16 protein-coding genes are annotated in these 16,280 nt (G+C 70.3%); 6 read left to right on the forward strand and 10 right to left on the reverse strand.

The genetic code is table 11. From position 1 onward, the window contains the following. Window positions 1-479 precede the first annotated feature (479 nt). Entirely contained in the window at window positions 480-1,811 is a 1,332-nt protein-coding gene (locus H5411_RS24130; RefSeq protein ID WP_220817388.1) for an IniB N-terminal domain-containing protein, read from the forward strand. Here H5411_RS24130 and H5411_RS24135 read toward each other — a convergent pair. Beyond that, a complete protein-coding gene (locus H5411_RS24135; protein ID WP_183125083.1) occupies window positions 1,805-2,527 on the reverse strand; it encodes an SDR family NAD(P)-dependent oxidoreductase in 723 nt (240 codons plus the stop codon). The two genes, H5411_RS24130 and H5411_RS24135, sit on opposite strands and share 7 nt — an antisense overlap. A 13-nt stretch (window positions 2,528-2,540) precedes the next feature. After that, window positions 2,541-3,971 (reverse strand): MFS transporter, encoded by a 1,431-nt coding sequence (locus H5411_RS24140; RefSeq protein WP_312878590.1) that lies wholly within the window; start codon window positions 3,969-3,971, stop codon window positions 2,541-2,543. A gap of 52 nt (window positions 3,972-4,023) precedes the next feature. Between H5411_RS24140 and H5411_RS24145 the strand changes: the two genes are divergently transcribed. Then, window positions 4,024-4,746 carry a TetR/AcrR family transcriptional regulator gene (locus H5411_RS24145; protein ID WP_183125084.1) on the forward strand — a complete coding sequence of 241 codons (723 nt, stop codon included), beginning with the start codon at window positions 4,024-4,026 and terminating at the stop codon, window positions 4,744-4,746. A 31-nt stretch (window positions 4,747-4,777) separates the two neighbouring features. Here the strand turns inward: H5411_RS24145 and H5411_RS24150 are convergent, their stop codons facing one another. From H5411_RS24150 to H5411_RS24170, 5 genes are all read right to left on the reverse strand, one after another. Beyond that, window positions 4,778-5,575 carry a sigma-70 family RNA polymerase sigma factor gene (locus H5411_RS24150; RefSeq protein ID WP_101438311.1) on the reverse strand — a complete coding sequence of 266 codons (798 nt, stop codon included), beginning with the start codon at window positions 5,573-5,575 and terminating at the stop codon, window positions 4,778-4,780. Window positions 5,576-5,787: 212 nt separating this feature from the next. Continuing rightward, on the reverse strand, window positions 5,788-5,955 hold the full coding sequence (locus tag H5411_RS24155) for an SRPBCC family protein (RefSeq protein ID WP_183125085.1): 168 nt from the start codon (window positions 5,953-5,955) through the stop codon (window positions 5,788-5,790). 138 nt (window positions 5,956-6,093) lie between these two features. Further along, window positions 6,094-6,402, reverse strand: a complete 309-nt coding sequence (locus tag H5411_RS24160) for a metalloregulator ArsR/SmtB family transcription factor (protein ID WP_183125086.1) — start codon at window positions 6,400-6,402, stop codon at window positions 6,094-6,096. A gap of 41 nt (window positions 6,403-6,443) precedes the next feature. Continuing rightward, window positions 6,444-6,806, reverse strand: a complete 363-nt coding sequence (locus H5411_RS24165; protein ID WP_183125087.1) for a DUF5313 family protein — start codon at window positions 6,804-6,806, stop codon at window positions 6,444-6,446. 20 nt (window positions 6,807-6,826) lie between these two features. Further along, the gene (locus H5411_RS24170; RefSeq protein WP_183125088.1) at window positions 6,827-7,693 is read right to left on the reverse strand and encodes an RNA polymerase sigma-70 factor; all 867 of its coding nucleotides are present in this window, start codon (window positions 7,691-7,693) and stop codon (window positions 6,827-6,829) included. A gap of 134 nt (window positions 7,694-7,827) precedes the next feature. Here H5411_RS24170 and H5411_RS24175 point away from each other — a divergent pair, with 134 nt between their 5' ends. Continuing rightward, window positions 7,828-8,562 (forward strand): SDR family oxidoreductase, encoded by a 735-nt coding sequence (locus H5411_RS24175; protein WP_101438313.1) that lies wholly within the window; start codon window positions 7,828-7,830, stop codon window positions 8,560-8,562. A gap of 50 nt (window positions 8,563-8,612) precedes the next feature. On the opposite strand, the gene H5411_RS24180 is transcribed toward H5411_RS24175, so the two are convergent. Together H5411_RS24180 and H5411_RS24185 are read right to left on the reverse strand one after the other, a co-directional pair. Continuing rightward, window positions 8,613-9,164 carry an HAD family acid phosphatase gene (locus tag H5411_RS24180; protein ID WP_183125089.1) on the reverse strand — a complete coding sequence of 184 codons (552 nt, stop codon included), beginning with the start codon at window positions 9,162-9,164 and terminating at the stop codon, window positions 8,613-8,615. Between the two features lie 189 nt (window positions 9,165-9,353). Beyond that, entirely contained in the window at window positions 9,354-10,223 is an 870-nt protein-coding gene (locus H5411_RS24185) for an oxidoreductase (RefSeq protein WP_183125090.1), read from the reverse strand. A gap of 141 nt (window positions 10,224-10,364) precedes the next feature. On the opposite strand from H5411_RS24185, the gene H5411_RS24190 reads away from it, so the two are divergent. Beyond that, a complete protein-coding gene (locus H5411_RS24190) occupies window positions 10,365-11,552 on the forward strand; it encodes an amidohydrolase (RefSeq protein ID WP_183125091.1) in 1,188 nt (395 codons plus the stop codon). An 86-nt stretch (window positions 11,553-11,638) separates the two neighbouring features. Beyond that, on the forward strand, window positions 11,639-12,994 hold the full coding sequence (locus H5411_RS24195; RefSeq protein WP_183125092.1) for a serine hydrolase domain-containing protein: 1,356 nt from the start codon (window positions 11,639-11,641) through the stop codon (window positions 12,992-12,994). 170 nt (window positions 12,995-13,164) lie between these two features. On the opposite strand, the gene H5411_RS24200 is transcribed toward H5411_RS24195, so the two are convergent. Then, window positions 13,165-14,601, reverse strand: coding sequence for an aldehyde dehydrogenase family protein (locus H5411_RS24200; RefSeq protein WP_183125127.1), 1,437 nt, complete (start codon window positions 14,599-14,601; stop codon window positions 13,165-13,167). Window positions 14,602-14,754: 153 nt separating this feature from the next. Between H5411_RS24200 and H5411_RS24205 the strand changes: the two genes are divergently transcribed. After that, on the forward strand, window positions 14,755-16,194 hold the full coding sequence (locus H5411_RS24205; RefSeq protein WP_183125093.1) for a GMC family oxidoreductase: 1,440 nt from the start codon (window positions 14,755-14,757) through the stop codon (window positions 16,192-16,194). Window positions 16,195-16,280: the final 86 nt, after the last annotated feature.

Consider the following 16,280-nt stretch of genomic DNA (forward strand, 5'->3'; position numbering starts at 1 on the left):
TACGGCAATGGGAACGGGATCCCCTTCGCTGAGCGTTATTCGACGCGGATTCCCCGTTCCTCTCCGGGGCGGCCCGGGAACCGGGGGGGAGACCGGTGACCCTGGTCTCCCCGCCGTTCCCGTCTTCCGAATCGGCCCGCGCGAGTCCGAAAAGCCCTGTAGGTGTCACACCAACGGGTGGTCCTGGCGAACCTCTCCGGGAGTCCCGCGTCCGTCCCCCGATCGGTGGGGTGGGCGGCCCTCGGCGGGGTGGTGCGTCGGCGACGCTGTGACCAGCGGGGACGCGCCGAATCCCCTAGTGCCCCTAATCGGGGGAGGGGCGAAGTCCCTAGTGGGTGCCCCGGCTAACCCGGGTGACCCCCCGATGGCGGGCATTCGGCGGCGTCCTATGTTCGGAAAAGGAGCCGGCTCTGGGGCCGGCTCGTCCGTTTCTCGGACACCCCACCCCGATCCGTTGTCACCACAGGAGAATACAAACTATGGGCCCGGTGCAGACGCTGCACGAATTCGCGCTGAACCTGCTGAACGACCCGCAGTCGCTGGCGGAGTACAAGGCCGACCCGCAGGGGGTGCTCAACGGCGCCGGCCTCGGCGAGCTGAACCCGTCGGACGTGCAGGACATCATGCCGCTCGTCATGGACAGCGCCCCGCTGCCGGCCGCTCCCGCCGTGCCGGGCGTCCCGGCCGTGCCGGGCGTGCCCGCCGCCCCGAGCGTGCCCAAGGCCGACCTGGCCGGCGCGTTCGACAAGGCCAACTCCGCCGCCGAGCCGGTGGCGCACGAGGCGGGCGACGGCCTCGGCGGCCTCCTCGGCGGCCTGCCGAACCTGAGCCCGGTCTTCGAGGGCGTCAGCAACGTCGCGGACGCGACCGGCCTGAACACCGTCACCCACGGCACCCTGGGCGCGGTCTCCGGCGTGCTGGATCACGTCGCCGACGCGACCCACTCGGTCCCGGTGGTCGGCCCGATCCTCGACGCCGCCGCGATCGACACGCAGAACACCGTGAACGCGGTGGGCGAGCACGTCTTCGACGGCAAGCTCGTCGGCTCCGCGGTCGACGCGACCACCAACCACCTCGGCGACGCGCTGACCTGGAAGGCCGTCGTGTCCGAGTCCGGGAAGCTCCCGGTCGTCGGCGGCCCGGTCAGCGGCATCGTCGAGGACGTCCGCCAGGGCGGCTCGCACCTGCTGGGCACCGTCAACGAGGCGATCGGCTCGACGCCGGTCGGCGTCCACGACGTCCGCGCCGACCTGACCCAGGCGACCGGCGACCTGACCTCGGCCGGCGACCTGTCCGGCACGCTGGACCACGCGACCGGCGCGCTTCCGGCCGTTCCGGGTGTCCCGGCGGTTCCGGGTGCGGGCGAGCTGCCGCACCTGCCGCAGGTCCCGGGCGTCGGCGCGCTGCCGCAGGTCCCCGGTGTCGGTTCGCTTCCGCAGGTTCCGGGTGCCGGCGAACTGCCGCAGGTGCCGGGCGTCGGCGCGCTGCCGCAGGCCCCGTCGGTCCCGGGCGTCGGCGAGCTGCCGCACGCTCCGGAGCTGCCGGCCGCCCCGAACGCGGGTTCGCTGACCCACGCGATCGAGGGCGCGACCGCGCACGCGCCGGCCGTCAACGCGGCTGCTCAGCACGTCACGAGCACCGTCCAGGACGCGGTCGAGACCGGCACCCAGCACGCGACGACCGGCGAGCTGCCGGAAGCCGCGCACGCCGCGCCGCTCAACGAGGTCCAGAACCACCTGCACGACGTGGCGGGCGGCCTCGAGTCGCACGCGAGCAACGTGCACCTGGACAGCCTGCACCTGGGTCACTGATCCTGGCGTAATAAGGGTTTTCCCGCTGCGGGCCCGGACCGGTCACGGTCCGGGCCCGCGGTGTTTTCCGTTCCGGGAAGCAGGGACAGCACCAGCTGGCCGTCGCGGAAGAGACCGCCGGTCGGACCACCGGGCGGCAACGTCGCGGCCCACCCCACCCCGCGGGCGCTTTCGAGCGCTGGGCGGGCCGTGTCCTCGTCCCCGCGTTCGGGATGGGTGGCGGTTTCGCCCGGATCGACGGCGTTGACGAGGATCGGCGTGTCCCGCGGCGCCGTGGCGAGCACGCCGGTCAGAGTGTTCAGCGCGTGCTTGGCGAAGGAATGCGCCGGAGCGGCTTTCAGCAGCGGCAGCACCAGTTGCGTCAACTGCCAAGGGCCGAGCACGTCAATGTCCAATGCGGACTGGACGGCGGCCGGATCGGCGTCGAGCGCGGACAGCGCAGCGAAATCGACGATGTCGCTGGCGTTGTTGATCAGCACGTCGAGGCGACCGAAGGTTTGGGCCGCATAGTCGGCGGCGGCGGTCATGGTGGAGTGATCGGTGAGGTCGAGCCGTAACGCGGTGGCGTTCGGGAGTTGTGCGGCAAGGGATTCCGCGCGGGCTAGGTCCCGGGCGGTGAGGATTACGTGATAGTCCAGTTCGGACAGGAGCCGGGCGGCGGCGAAGCCGAGTCCGACGGCGCGGCTCGTCCCGGTGAGCAGAGCGGTCTTCGGCACTGGGGGCCTCGTCTCAGTGGGCGGAATGTTTCGGGAGGAACCCGACGAGGGATAGCGCCACGAGGCAGAGACCGGCGCAGAGACCGAAAACCAGTTCGGCGGCGGGAATCCAGGACGGTGCGGCCGCGGGGCCGACCCGGGCGAAAAACACCGTGCCGAGCGCGGCGACCCCGATGGCTCCGGCGAATTGCTGGGCGGCGTTGAGCATTCCGGAACCGCTGCCGGCTTCTTCGGGTGTCGCGTCGCCGAGGACGAAATCGAAAAGCGGAATGAACAACAGTCCGGAACCGGCGCCGGTGACGAAGAGGGCGGGAGCCATCTGCCAGACGGTGATGGCGGTGCCCCAGTGCGCGATCGACCACCACAGGGCGAGCAGGCCGGCGACGGCGATGGCCAGTCCTAAGCGGAGGGAAGCGCGGCCGAGTCGCGCGGCGAGCACCGCACCGGACAGCAGGGTCGCGAGAGCGGTGCCAGCGGCCCAGGGGAGCAGCGCGAAGCCGGACTGCAGCGGCGTCCAGCCGAGACCGGACTGCAGGAGCAGGTTCACGACGAGCACGAATCCGCTGAGCGAGGCGTAAAACCCGCCGGTGATCAGCAGCCCGAACACGAAGCCGCGCTGGGAAAACAGCGACGGCGCGATCACCGGGTGGCTGCTGCGGCGTTCGGACCTCGCGAACAAACCGAAGGCGACCACGCCAGCGGCCATCGACACGTACGTCCACACCGGCCAGCCGAGTTCGCGTCCTTGGATGAGCGGCACGATGAGCAGCACTGACGCCGCGGTCAGCAGGCCGACACCGCGCAGGTCGAGGCGGGCATCGCGGTCTTCGCCGCTGTGCCGCGGCAGCACCCGCAGGCCGAGCAGTCCGGCGAGAAGGCCGAACGGGACGTTGATCAGGAAAATCGAGCGCCATTCGCTGCCGAACAGGTTCAGGTGCAGCAGCCAGCCGGCGAGGATCGGTCCGGCGACCGTGGCCAGGCCCATGATCGGACCGAACGGCATCAGGGCCTTGCGCAGCTGGTCGGGCGGGAACACGACCTTCACCAGCGCGATGCCCTGCGGGATCATCACCGCGCCGAACAGGCCCTGGAACACGCGGGCGCCGATCAGGAACCCGGGGCCGGGCGCGAGCCCGCAGGCCAGCGACGAGACGGTGAAGCCGGTCATGCCGAGCAGGAACAGCCTGCGCCTGCCGAGCAGGTCGCCGAGCCGGCCGGACGTCACGAGGCCGAGCGCGAACGCCGCGGTGTAGGCCGACAGCACCCACTGCAGGGTGATCGGCCCGCCGCCGAGGTCCGCGCGGATCGAAGGGCCGGCGAGGGCGGCGACGCTGGTGTCGATCAGGTCCATCAGGTCGGCGATGACGACGACCGCCAGCACGAGCGATGCCTGGACCAGCGGAAGCGGTTCGGCACGCGGAGACGAACTAAGTTCAGTAGTCACGAACTAAGTTCTAAATGACGAACTAAGTTCGTGTCAAGCTATAGTGACGGGCATGCCCGCTGCCCCCCGAGAGCGCCGCGCCGCCCGGCACGCGTCCGCCCGCGCCGAGGCCGCGCCGAAACCGCGGAAAGAACCCATCACGGTCGAGCGGATCACCGAGGCCGCGCTGCAGGTCGTCGCCACCGAGGGCTACGACGCGCTGACCGTCCGCCGGGTCACCGCCGTGCTCGGCACCGGGCCGTCGTCGCTGTACGCGCACATCGTCAACAAAGAGGACCTCGACGATCTGCTCATCGGCAGGCTCTGCGCGCAGATCGAACTGCCCGAACCGGACCCGGCGACGTGGCGGCAGCAGGTCCTGGACGTCTACGGGCAGATCCGCGATCTGTACCTGAAGTACCCAGGGGTGTCGCGCGCCGCGCTCGCGATGGTTCCGACGCACCTGGAAACACTTCGGGTCAGCGAAGGAATCCTGGCGATCCTGCTGGCCGGAGGCATCGAACCGCAGACCGCCGCGTGGGCGCTGGACTCGCTCACGCTCTACGTCACCGCGTACGCCTGGGAACGGTCGCTCGTCCAGCAGCGCCAGCAGCACGGCGGCGAGTGGGTGCTGAGCCGGGAGGACCTGATCGATCGGTTCAGCGGACTGCCGGAGGAGAAGTTCCCCCGCACCCGCCAGTACGCGGCGGAGCTGACGTCCGGCACCGGGCATGACCGGTTTGTCTTCACGGTCAATCTGATCACGCAGAACCTGGCTGGCGGGATTTCCGGATAACGGACGTCTGGGCGCGGGACCGCGGATCTGGCTAGCGGGGCTTCGGGATCGCCGGGTCGCAGCAGCCGGTCATCCGGGGCAGTTCGCGGTTGACCTCGGCCAGTTCGGCGGCGACCGCGTGGCACGGTTCGCACGCGGCGAGGTGTCCGGCGAGGACTCCGGCCCGACGTGCGGGCAGGGTGCCGCGCAGCCACGCGCCCATCCGGCGGCGGACTTCTTGGCACTGCGGCAGTTTCGCGTCCGGCACCTGGACTTGCAGGTACGCCTGCCGGAGTCCTTCGCGGGCGCGGCGGGCGAGCACCGCGACGCCGTTCGGGGAAACGCCGAGCAGCGGCGCGAGTTCCGCCGGCGTGTTGCCTTCGGCGGACATGCGCCACAACACTGTGCGCCAGCGTCCGGGCAGGGTCCGGTAGGCCGACCACACGAGCCGGTCTTCTGAGCGCATGACAGCGAGTTCGTCAGCCCCGCCGTCGAGAGTCACGGGTTCCGGCACTGTCGCATAGAGATCGATCCGGTTTTCGTGGCGGCTCCAGCGTGCGAAGAGATTTCGCATTGTGGCCACGAGATACGCCGGAGCGTTGGACTCCGGGCCGCCGCCGGCCGCGACGGTGCTGAGCACGCGCGCGAAGGCTTCGGCGACCAGGTCGTCGCGTTCGGCTTGCTGGCGCACCAAACCGGCGGCGACGCGGCGCATCAGCGCGACGTGCCGCCGGAACAATTCCCCGCCGGCCTGGCAATCTCCGGCGCGTACCGCGGCGAGGAGCTCGGCGTCGGTGCGCTCGTCCTCGTCCGCCTCGGCGACCAGCGTGCTGCCCAGTGTCGCGTCCACCGTGCACCTCCCACCGGACCGGCCCACACCTCGTCACGCGGGACTACTGAAAGTAACTGGTACAGCAGTGTACTCCATATGGCGCCGAGGATCGGACAGTCGGTCGCGCGAGTCCGCGCCGGTTGTCCCGATCAGCCGAACGGGGAAGTCTTGGCTGCTCAAGGACATCGCGTTCGGCCGCCGACTGTCCGAAGTGGACTATTGACGGCCGGTCAGGAGAACTTTCCGGCCAATTCGGTGAAATAGGGCGTCATCGAGGGGTGGCAATCGGCGAAGTCCGGCCTCGGCGTGCCGTCGAAGGCGGCGGTGAGCAGGTCGAGGCAGTACTCCCAGCCAGGTTCGGCGTCCGGGATCTTGTCCGCGGAGTCCAGGTGGTGCACCAGCTGGAGTTCCGTTGCCGCGCCCCGGGATTCCAGCCGTGGTTCCCCGCCCGTCGTCGATCGGCGCGCGGAAGGTGCGAGGCAGGACCAGGGCGACGCTGTCGGCGAGACGGTGCGCGCTCGCACTGGGCACGGGTTTCATGCGGTGTGGACCTCGGTCTCGAGCGCGTCGAGCCGCTGCGGCCAGGCCGGCGGGGCGAGAAGCTGGGTGAGCCAGGCGGTAAGTCCGGCGAAACCTTGCGGGTCGAGCGCGTAAAACCGTTGCCTGCCTACGACTTCGTCGCGCACCAGCCCGCTTTCCCGCAGCACGCGCAAGTGTCGCGACACCGCGGGTCGGCTGATGGCGAAGCGCGCGGCGATCTCTCCGGCGGACAGCCGCTGCTGTCGCAGGAACGTCAGGATGTCCCGCCGCACTGGGTCGGCGATCGCGCTGGCGACCAGATCCACGACGGAAGCGTAACCCAGCGGTTACGCGTTCGGCCGCCTGCTCAGGGCCAGGTCGACGCGCCGCCGCGGCGTTTGCGGACTTCTTTCCCGGCGCCGGGCGGGAAACCGTGTTTGGCTAGCCGGACCTCGGCGAGTTCGTCGGCGCTCGTGACGGTGAGGAACAGGCTCAGCAGCAGGCTGATCAGCAGCGCAGCAATGATCATCCCGGCGGGCATCGGCGTGACCAGGGTGAGAACGACGTAGCCCGCGATCAGCCAGGGCAGCGCCTCGATGAAGATCCGGAACGCGAAGCGCAGCACCCAGGTTTTCGCGGTCGCGTCGTACAGCACCCACTCCCGGTACTCCTCGGGGAGTACTCCGCCGTACACGTAGTGCAGCCAGCGCACCGGGCCGGGTCGCTTCATCCCCGTCGGGTACCCCGGGTTCAGGCCGCGTACGCCCCGAGCTTGGCCGGGTTCATCTGCCAGAACACGCGGTGGACGCCCTCGGCCGACGCCGAGACGGTCAGCACCGCGGTCACCGTTCCGCCGTGGCTGACCACCGCCGCGGGCTGGCCGTTGACGTCGCTCCAGCGCACCTCGGCATCGGTCCAGAACCGGTCGGCGAACGCGCGGAGGTACTTCGCCACCGTGACCGCGCCGACCACCGGAATCCGCGTCGCGCGGACCGCGCCGCCGCCGTCGGAGTAGCTGACGACGTCCTCGGCGAGCAGTTTCTCCAGCGTCGCCAGGTCGCCGGAGCGCGCGGCGTCCACGAACGCGGTGAGCAGCCGCCGCTGTTCCGCCGGTTCGACGGGCGTCCGGCGTTCCGCGGCGAGGTGCTTGCGCGCACGGCTGACCAGCTGGCGCGCGTTCACCTCGGTGGTCTGCACGATGTCGGCGATCTGCTGGTACGGATAGTCGAACGCCTCGCGCAGCACGTACGCCGCCCGTTCCGTCGCCGGCAGTTTTTCCAGCAGGAACAGCACGGCCACCTCGAGGGCGGCGGCTCGCTCGGCGCCGAGTTGCGGGTCGGCGGAGGTGTCGACGGGTTCGGGCAGCCAGGGGCCGACGTAGGTTTCGTGCCGGACGCGCGCGGTCTGGCTCGCGGTGATGGCCAGCCGCGTCGTGGTGGTCGCGAGGAACGCGCCGGGGTTGCGGACGGCCGAACGGTCGCAGGTCTGCCAGCGCAGCCAGACGTCCTGCAGGAGGTCTTCAGCGTCGGCGACGCTGCCGAGCATCCGGTACGCGATCCCGAACAACCGCGGCCGGACCTGCGCGAACACCGAGGCGGCCTCGGCCATTTCCTCCATCAGCGGGCGGATTCCTTCCTCCTCCGGCGGGTATCGCGAGCTTAGCGGGCCGGGGTGTCACAAACCGGCGCGCTGTCCGGTCCTGACTGGCGACGCTCGCGGCGGCCGCCGCGGCGGGAACGGAGGGAACGAGCATGAAGATCGTCGTCATCGGCGGCACCGGGCGGATCGGTGCGCAGGTCGTCCGGTTGCTCGCGGGACACGAGGTCGTGGCGGCCTCGCCGAGCACCGGCGTGAACGCGGTGACCGGCGAAGGGCTGTCCGGCGTGCTGCGGGGGGCCGACGTGCTGGTGGACGTGTCGAATTCGCCGTCGTTCGCGGACGACGACGTCCGGGAATTCTTCCAGCGCTCGACCGGGAATCTGGTGCGGATCGCGCGCGAAGCCGGAGTCGGGCATTTCGTCGCACTGTCCGTCGTGGGCGCGGACGAGCTGCCGGATTCGGGTTACCTGCGGGCAAAGGTCGCGCAGGAGAAACTGATTCGGGAAAGCGGGCTGGCTTATACGATCGTGCGCGCGACGCAGTTCTTCGAATTCGCCGACGCGATCGCGGACTCCTCGACGGTCGACGGCGTGGTGCGGCTTTCCGACGGCGGCACGCAGCCGATCGCGGCGGAGGACGTCGCGGTGGTGGTAGCGCAGGCCGCGGGCGAACCGCCGGTCGGCGGGATCGTCGAGATCGGCGGTCCGGACGTGCTGCCGATGGACGAGTGGATCCGGCGGGTGCTGACCGCGCGGAAGGATCCGCGCGAGGTGGTGACCGACCCGGAGGCGACGTACTTCGGGGCGGTGCTGGGCAAGGACAGCCTGGTGCCGGCGGAAGACGCGTGGCGGGGAAAGGTCGGGCTGGCGGAGTGGCTGAGCCGGTGACGCTCGTGCGCGGCGATGCCGGCGGGAGCCGGCATCGCCGCGCACGAGCGTCACGAGAGCTGGCCGTCGTAGTCCGGCAGTTTGAAGCCCTTTTCGTAGTCCCCGCCCTCGAGGTCGGTGGACCGGTTGCCGATGTTCGCCGTGATCGTGTAGCCCTGCCGGGTCAGGTCGGCGCGGCAGCGTTGTTTGCCTTGCGCGGTGCCTTCGCCGGACTTGCGGGTGCAGATCGCGTCGACCCGGTAACCCGCGTTGCTCAGCTGCGTGCGCGCCGAGGAGGAACTGGTCCGCGCAGTCACGAACAGGACGGACATCTGGTGCTGGCCCGCCCATTGGGCGACCGCGAGCACCGGCCGGTTCGGCGCGCCGGGGTGGTATTCGGTTTCCAGCGAGGTGTTGTCGATGTCCAGCACGATCGCCAGCCTCGATCCGCCCTTCGCGACCCGGTCGGTCAGCCACGGGATGGCCGGGTCGACTGCTGCGCGCACGTCGGCCTGCCATTGGTCGTAGCTGGGCAACTCGGACGTCGCGGCCGAGGCGGTGGCCGGGGCGGCGATCAGCCCGGCGACGGCGAGAATCGCGGCACAGGCGCTTTTGACGTTCATCGGCGCGTTTTTCTCCTTAGCGTGGCGGAAACTGCCGTCGGTCACGCTAATCGCGCCAGGACTTCTGGTGCACCGTCGTTCGTCGGGTGATCGCCCGTGCCGGGAAAGGAATTCGCTGGCTGTTCACCGGACACTATCGCCGGGTTTTCCGGGGTGCTGGCTGCCGACAACCAGCACCCCGATCCGTGGTTATCCGGCGATAGCGTCCAATTCGGCCAGCGCGTCCGCGGGCAGCTCCAGGTCGCCCGCCGCGACGTTCTCCCGCAGGTGCGCGACCGATGACGTGCCGGGAATCAGCAGGATGTTCGGCGACTGGTGCAGCAGCCAGGCCAGCGCGACCGCCTTCGGGCTGGCGCCGAGCCGGGCGGCGACCTCGTCGAGGGTCGACGACTGCAGCGGGCTGAACCCGCCGAGCGGCCAGAACGGAACGTAGGAAATGCCCTGCGCGGCAAGGGATTCGATGAGCTTCTCGTCCCCGCGGTGCGCGACGTTGTACCAGTTCTGCACGGTGACCACCGGCGCGATCGACTGCGCCTCGGCCACCTGCTCGGCGTCGACCACGCTCACGCCGAGTTCCTTGATCTTGCCTTCCTGGCGCATTTCGGCGAGCGCGCCGAACGGTTCGGCCAGCGAACCCGGCACCGGCGAGTGCCCGTCCGGTCCGCCGCCGACGCGCAGGTTCACCACGTCGAGCGCCTCGACGCCGAGGTTCCGCAGGTTCGACTCCACCTGTTCGCGCAGCTGCTCCGGCGAACGCTCGTGGATCCAGCCGCCCTGGTCGTCGCGCACCGCGCCGACCTTGGTGACGATCTGCAGCCCGTCGTAGGGCGCGAGCGCTTCGCGGAGCAGTTCGTTCGTCACGTACGGCCCGTAGAAGTCAGCGGTGTCGATGTGGTTCACGCCCAGTTCGACGGCCGTGCGCAGGACCGCGATCGCCTCGTCACGGTCCTTCGGCGGTCCGAAGACGCCGGGTCCGGCCAGCTGCATCGCGCCGTATCCCAGGCGGGCGACGGTGCGCCCGCCCAACGTGAACGTCCCGCCGGGGAGGTTGTCGGTCAATGTTCCGCCCTTCTTTTCTCACCGCGCCGGTTCCGTCGCGGCTGCTGTCCATGGTGCTGCCGGCGGCGCGGCGCGGCCAGTACCCCTCGGTCCTGGGAGTGTCAGGGCCAGGCTGGCAGGGCGGTTTGGTATACCATTGACATGGCTTCTCTCACTGTGACCGGCGTGCGCCCCTGGGGCGGCGACCCGGCCGACCTCGTCCTCGACGGCGACCGCATCTCCGACGTCCGGCCCGCGGGTTCCGCTCCGGTCGAGGGCGAGCGGATCGACGGCGCGGGGCTGCTCGCGCTGCCCGGGTTCGTCAACGCGCACGCGCACGTCGACAAGAGCTGGTGGGGCAAGCCGTGGGTCTCCTACGGCGGCGTCGCGAGCACCGAAGGGCGCATCGCGCACGAGCGGGCCGAGCGGGACGCGCTGGGGATCCCGAGCGTCGAGCTCGCCGAGACGGTGCTGCGCGAATTCCTGCGGCACGGCACCACCGCGGCGCGCAGCCACGTGGACGTCGACCTTGGCCTGGGGCTGCGCGGCATCGAAATCGTACGGCAGGCCGCGGAACAGCTGGGCGGCGCGGTGGAGGTCGAGATCGTGGCCTTCCCGCAGGACGGTGTGCTGCGGCGGCCCGGGGTGCTCGCGCTGCTCGACGAGGCCGCGGCGGCGGGCGCGAGCCGGATCGGCGGCCTCGACCCGGCGGGCATCGACCGTGACCCGGTCGGCCAGCTCGACGGGCTGTTCGAGATCGCCGAGCGACGCGGCGTCGGCCTCGATATCCACCTGCACGATGGCGGTGAGCTGGGCGCGTTCCAGTACGAGCTGATCGCCGACCGGACCGTGCGGGCCGGGCTGCAGGGCAAGGTCACCGTGTCGCACGGCTTCGCTCTGGGCGAGGTTCCCCCAGCGCGGCAGGCGGCGCTGCTCGACCGGATTGCCGAAGCGGGCATCTCGCTGGCGACCGTGGCACCCGTGCGGAAGGCCCCGCTGCCGTGGACCGAGTTGTCCGCGCGCGAGGTCCCGGTCGGCCTTGGCACCGACGGGATCCGTGACCTGTGGTCTCCGTATGGCGACGGCGACATTCTGCGGATCGCGTTCGATTTCGCCCGGCTGCACGGACTGCGGACAGACGAGGATCTGACGGCGGCGGTGGAGCTGGCGACGCGGCGGGCGGGGTCGTTCGTGGGTCGGGTTCGGCATGATCTGGTGCCGGGTTGCCGGGCGGATGTGGTGTTGGTGGCGGCGGAGAATGTGCCGGACGCGTTGCTGCGGGCGCCGGTGCGTGCGTTGGTGATCGCGGGCGGCCGGGTGGTGGCGCGGGACGGGGAGGTGCTCGTCTGACGGTTCGTCCGGCGCTCCAGACCGCCGCGGGTTTTTCCGTGCCCGGAGACGAACTTTTCGCCTCCGCACGGCGATAGCTTGCCGGGATGGACAAGCTCGACGCTCTCCGCAGGCGGCTGGAGCGGGAACTTCCCGCGCTGCTGGAACACCACCGGGTCCCCGCCGCCGTGCTCGCGGTGGCGGTCGGCGAGGAGACGGCCACCGCGGCCGCCGGGGTGCTGAATCTCGGCACTGGGGTCACCGCCACCACCGATTCGGTATTCCAAATCGGCTCGATCACCAAGGTGTGGACCGCCACCCTCGTCCTGCAGCTGGTGGACGAGGGTCTGGTCGATCTCGACGCCCCCGTCCAGCGGTACCTCCCCGAGCTCAAACTGGGCGACGCGGCCGTCACCGTGCGCCAGTTGCTCAGCCACACCGCCGGGTTCGAGGGCGACCTCTTCACCGACACCGGGCCCGGCGACGACGCGGTCGAGAAGTTCGTCGCGACGCTCGACGGCGTTGCCCAGCTTTTCCCTCCCGGCGAGTTGTTCTCCTACAACAATGCTGGGTACGTCGTTCTCGGCCGGCTGGTGGAAGTGTTGCGCGGCAAGCATTACGAGGACTGCCTCCGCGAATACCTCGGCACCCCGCTGAAACTCCAGCAGTTCTCGCCGAACGCCCTCGACGCGATCCGCTTCCGCGCCGCGCTCGGGCACCTCGAACCCGAACCCGGTGCCGACCTCGTGCCCGCGCCGTTCTGGTCGATGCTGCGGTCCAACGGTCCGGCCGGGTCGTCGCTCGCGATGTCCGCGGCGGATTTGGTCGCCTTCGCCCGCATGCATCTCGCGGGCGGGGCCGGAGTGCTGAGCGCGGAAAGCGCCGCGGCCATGGTGGAGCGGCAGGTCAGTCTTCCGCCGCTCGGCATCATGGGTGACGCCTGGGGCCTCGGCTGGGAGCTGTTCGACACTCCGGCCGGCCAGGTCTACGGCCACGACGGCAACACCATCGGCCAGGCCGCGTTCCTGCGGCTGGTGCCCGAAAGCGACCTCGTGGTGGCGTTGCTGACCAACGGAGGCGACGCGATGGGCCTGTACGCCGACCTCGTTCCCGCGCTGCTCAAGGAATTCGGCGGCGTCGAGGTGTCGCTTCCGCCTCGTCCGCCGGAAGAGCCGGAGCCGTTCGCCGCGGACCGTTATCTCGGCACTTACGCCAGCGCGGTCGCCGATCTCGTGGTCTCCCAAGACGACGACGGGCGGGTCTGGCTGGAGCAACGTCCTAAAGGGACAGCCGCGGAGCTGAGCTCCGCAAGCAAGTCCGAACTGGTCCTTCTCGAAGGCGACACGCTGATCCTTCGCGAGGCTCAGGGCGGAATTCACCTGCCCCTGGTCTTCCTCGGCGACGACGGCACCGGCCGCGCACGATACGTCCATTCGGGGAGGGCGACCCGTCGCGCCGAGTGACCGGACGGCTCTGTCGCGAACCGCCCGATCCGGGCGGGCGCGGCGACCTGGCGCTGCTCCGAGCGGGCTGACCCGTGGACCGACGGATCGTCAACGTCGAGCCGAGGTGCAGGTTGGCCCGCTGACCGAGGCTCGGCAGTCCACACCGGACTGCCGAGCCTGGCACGCGTTCAGTAACCGTAGTGCAGCCAAACAGCTTTCGTCTCGGTGTACGCGTCCAGTGCCCACGGCCCCATCTCGCGGCCCCAGCCCGACGCCTTGTACCCGCCCCACGGAGCGGCCATGTCCGGGATCGGCGGCATGTTCACGAACACCGCGCCCGCGCGGATCCCGTCCGCATAACGTTGCGCGGTACGGATGTCGCGAGTCCACACGGTCGCGGCGAGGCCGTACTGCGTGTCGTTCGCGCGCGCGACCAGCTCGTCCGGGTCGTCGTACGGCGTCACCGCCAGCACCGGGCCGAAGATCTCCTCGCGCATGATCGTCATGGTGTCCGTGACGCCCGCGAACAGCGTCGGCTCGTAGAAATAGCCGTCGCGGTCGACTTCCGCGCCCCCGGTGATCAGGTCCGCGCCTTCGGAGCGACCGGTCGCGACGAGGTTCGCCACGTGTTTGCGATGCTTGTCCGACACGAGCGGCCCGACCTGGGTCGTCTCGTCCAGGCCGGGGCCGACCTGGAGCCCGGCGAGTCCGGCGGCCATTTTCTCCACGAACTCCTGTTCGCGTTTGCGGTCGACGTAGAACCGCGTGTACGCCGCGCAGACCTGGCCGGTGTTCAGCGTCGCGCCGGCGAGGTTGCCCGCGACGGCGGCGTCCAGGTCGGCGTCGGCGGCGATGATGCTCGGGGCCTTGCCGCCGAGTTCGAGGGTCAGCCGCTTGAGGTTGGACTCCGCGCTCGCCGCGGTGATCAGCTTCCCGACTGCGGTGGAGCCGGTGTACGACACGTGGTCGACGTCGTGGTGCGAGCTCAGCATCGCGCCCACCGGACCGTCGCCGGTCACCAGGTTGACCACGCCTGCTGGGATACCAGCCTGCTCGGCCAGCTGTACCAGCCGGATGCTGGTCAGCGGCGTGACCTCGCTCGGCTTGATCACGACGGTGTTGCCGGTGGCGAGCGCGGGCGCGAGTTTCCACACGAGGATCATCAGCGGGAAGTTCCACGGCGTGATCAGCGCGTTCACGCCCACCGGCTCGCGGCGCGTGTAGTGCAGGGTGTCCGGGAACGACACCGGGTTCGTGGTGCCCTGGATTTTCGTGACCCAGCCAGCGAAATACCGCAGGTGCTCGGCCGCGCCGGTGACGCTCACCTGCCGGGAGATGCCGATCGGCTGGCCCTGGTCGCGGGTTTCCAGCGCGGCGAGTTCCTCGTGGTGTTCGTCGACGAGATCGGCGAGGCGGAACAGCAGTTTCGCCCGCTGCACCGGTGCGAGCCCGGCCCACTCCGGCGAGGTCAGCGCGCGGCGCGCGGCGGCGACCGCGGCGTCGACGTCCGCCTGCGTTGCTGTCCCGACGTCTTCGAGAACCGTGCCGGTGGCCGGATCGCGGGTCGGGATGGGCTCCCCGCCGGCCTCGGTCCACTGACCGTCGATGAACAGGCGTGTCGGCAGTGTCGTCGGCATGGCGCTCCCTAGTCCCAAGCTTCTGGTCGGTTCCGAGTATCGGCGCGCGGCGGGCGGGCGGTCTTGTCCGCGAGGGCACGCCCGTTGTCGGCCAGTGAAGACAATTCCGGTCGCTGCCGGGGGACCGGTCAGGATCAGGACATGGACGTGATCGTGGTAGGCGCGGGTTCGGCGGGCTCGGTGGTGTGCCGGCGGCTGGTCGACGCGGGCGCGAAGGTGACACTGCTGGAAGCGGGCGGACCGGACACGAACGCGGCGATCCACGACCCGTCGCGCGCGGCGGAACTGTGGCACGCCGCCGAGGACTGGGACTACTACACGGTGCCGCAGCCGCACGCCGGGAACCGCAGGCTGCATCTGCCACGCGGAAAGGTGCTCGGCGGCTCGCATTCGCTGAACGCGATGATCTGGGTCCGCGGCGCGGCGGCGGACTACGACGGCTGGGACCTGCCTGGCTGGACCTGGGACGACGTGCGCCCGGTGTACGAGCGGATCGAGCGCGACCTGCTCGACCTGGAGCGGCACGATCCGCTGCAGCCGATCCAGCAGTCCATTGTGGACGCGGCGCAGGAAATCGGCCTGCCGTTCAACGACAATTACAACAGCGGCACCCTCGACGGCATCTCCGTGCAGCAAGTCACCATGGCCGGTGGACGGCGACGCAACACCTGGCTCTGCTACGCCGAACCGGTCGCCGATCAGATGACCGTGCACACCGGCGCGCTGGTGCATCGCGTGCTGTTCGAGGGCGACCGCTGCGTCGGGGTCCTAGCGGAGATCGACGGTGAGCTTCAGCCACTGTTCGCCGATCAAGTCGTGCTCGCCGCCGGTGCGCTGGCGTCTCCGGCAATCCTGCTGCGCAGCGGGATCGGCCCGGCCGACGACGTCGCCGCGCTGGGCCTGGACGTCGTCGCGGACCTGCCGGGCGTCGGCGAGAACCTCCATGACCACCTGCTGTCACCGGTCGTGTTCGCCACCGACCGGCGCGAGGTCGCGCCACCGCAGACCGGGCATTCGGTCACGCAAACACACCTGTTCTGGCGCAGCCGTCCGGGATTGGCGGTGCCGGACACCCAGCCGATCCACTTCAGCGTGCCGATGTACGAATCGTGGATGACCGGGCCGCCGACCGGATTCTCGCTGATGGCGGGCATGATCACGCCGCAAAGCCGGGGAACGCTGCGGTTGCGCAGCGCGGATCCGAACGAGATGCCGCTGATCGATCTGGCCGCGCTCGCACATCCGGCGGACTTCGAAAGCCTGGTCGCGTCGGTGGAGCAGTGCCGGTCGATCGGCCGCGCCCCAGCCTTGGCCGACGAGTGGGGTGCGCGGGAGCTGTACCCGGGACCGGCGGAGGTCCGGGAATACGTCCGGCGCACCGCGATCACCTATCACCACCAGGTGGGCACGTGCCGGATGGGAACGGACGAGCTGGCAGTGACGGATCCGACGCTGGCGGTGCGCGGGGTGTCCGGCCTGCGGGTCGCGGACGCTTCGGTGCTGCCGCGGGTGATCAGCGGGAACACAAACGCGCCCGCGGTGCTGATGGGGGAGCGAGTGGCGGAGTTCCTGCTGGCGTAGTGGCGTCGTGCGTGGCGCTCGCGGTTTTGTGTGCGGTTGCCACGCGCGAGATCACGTCGGGGGGAGGGTTGTTGTGGGGCGCGGTT

The organism is Amycolatopsis echigonensis (assembly GCF_014174495.1).
GTDB classification, from domain to species: Bacteria; Actinomycetota; Actinomycetes; order Mycobacteriales; family Pseudonocardiaceae; genus Amycolatopsis; species Amycolatopsis echigonensis.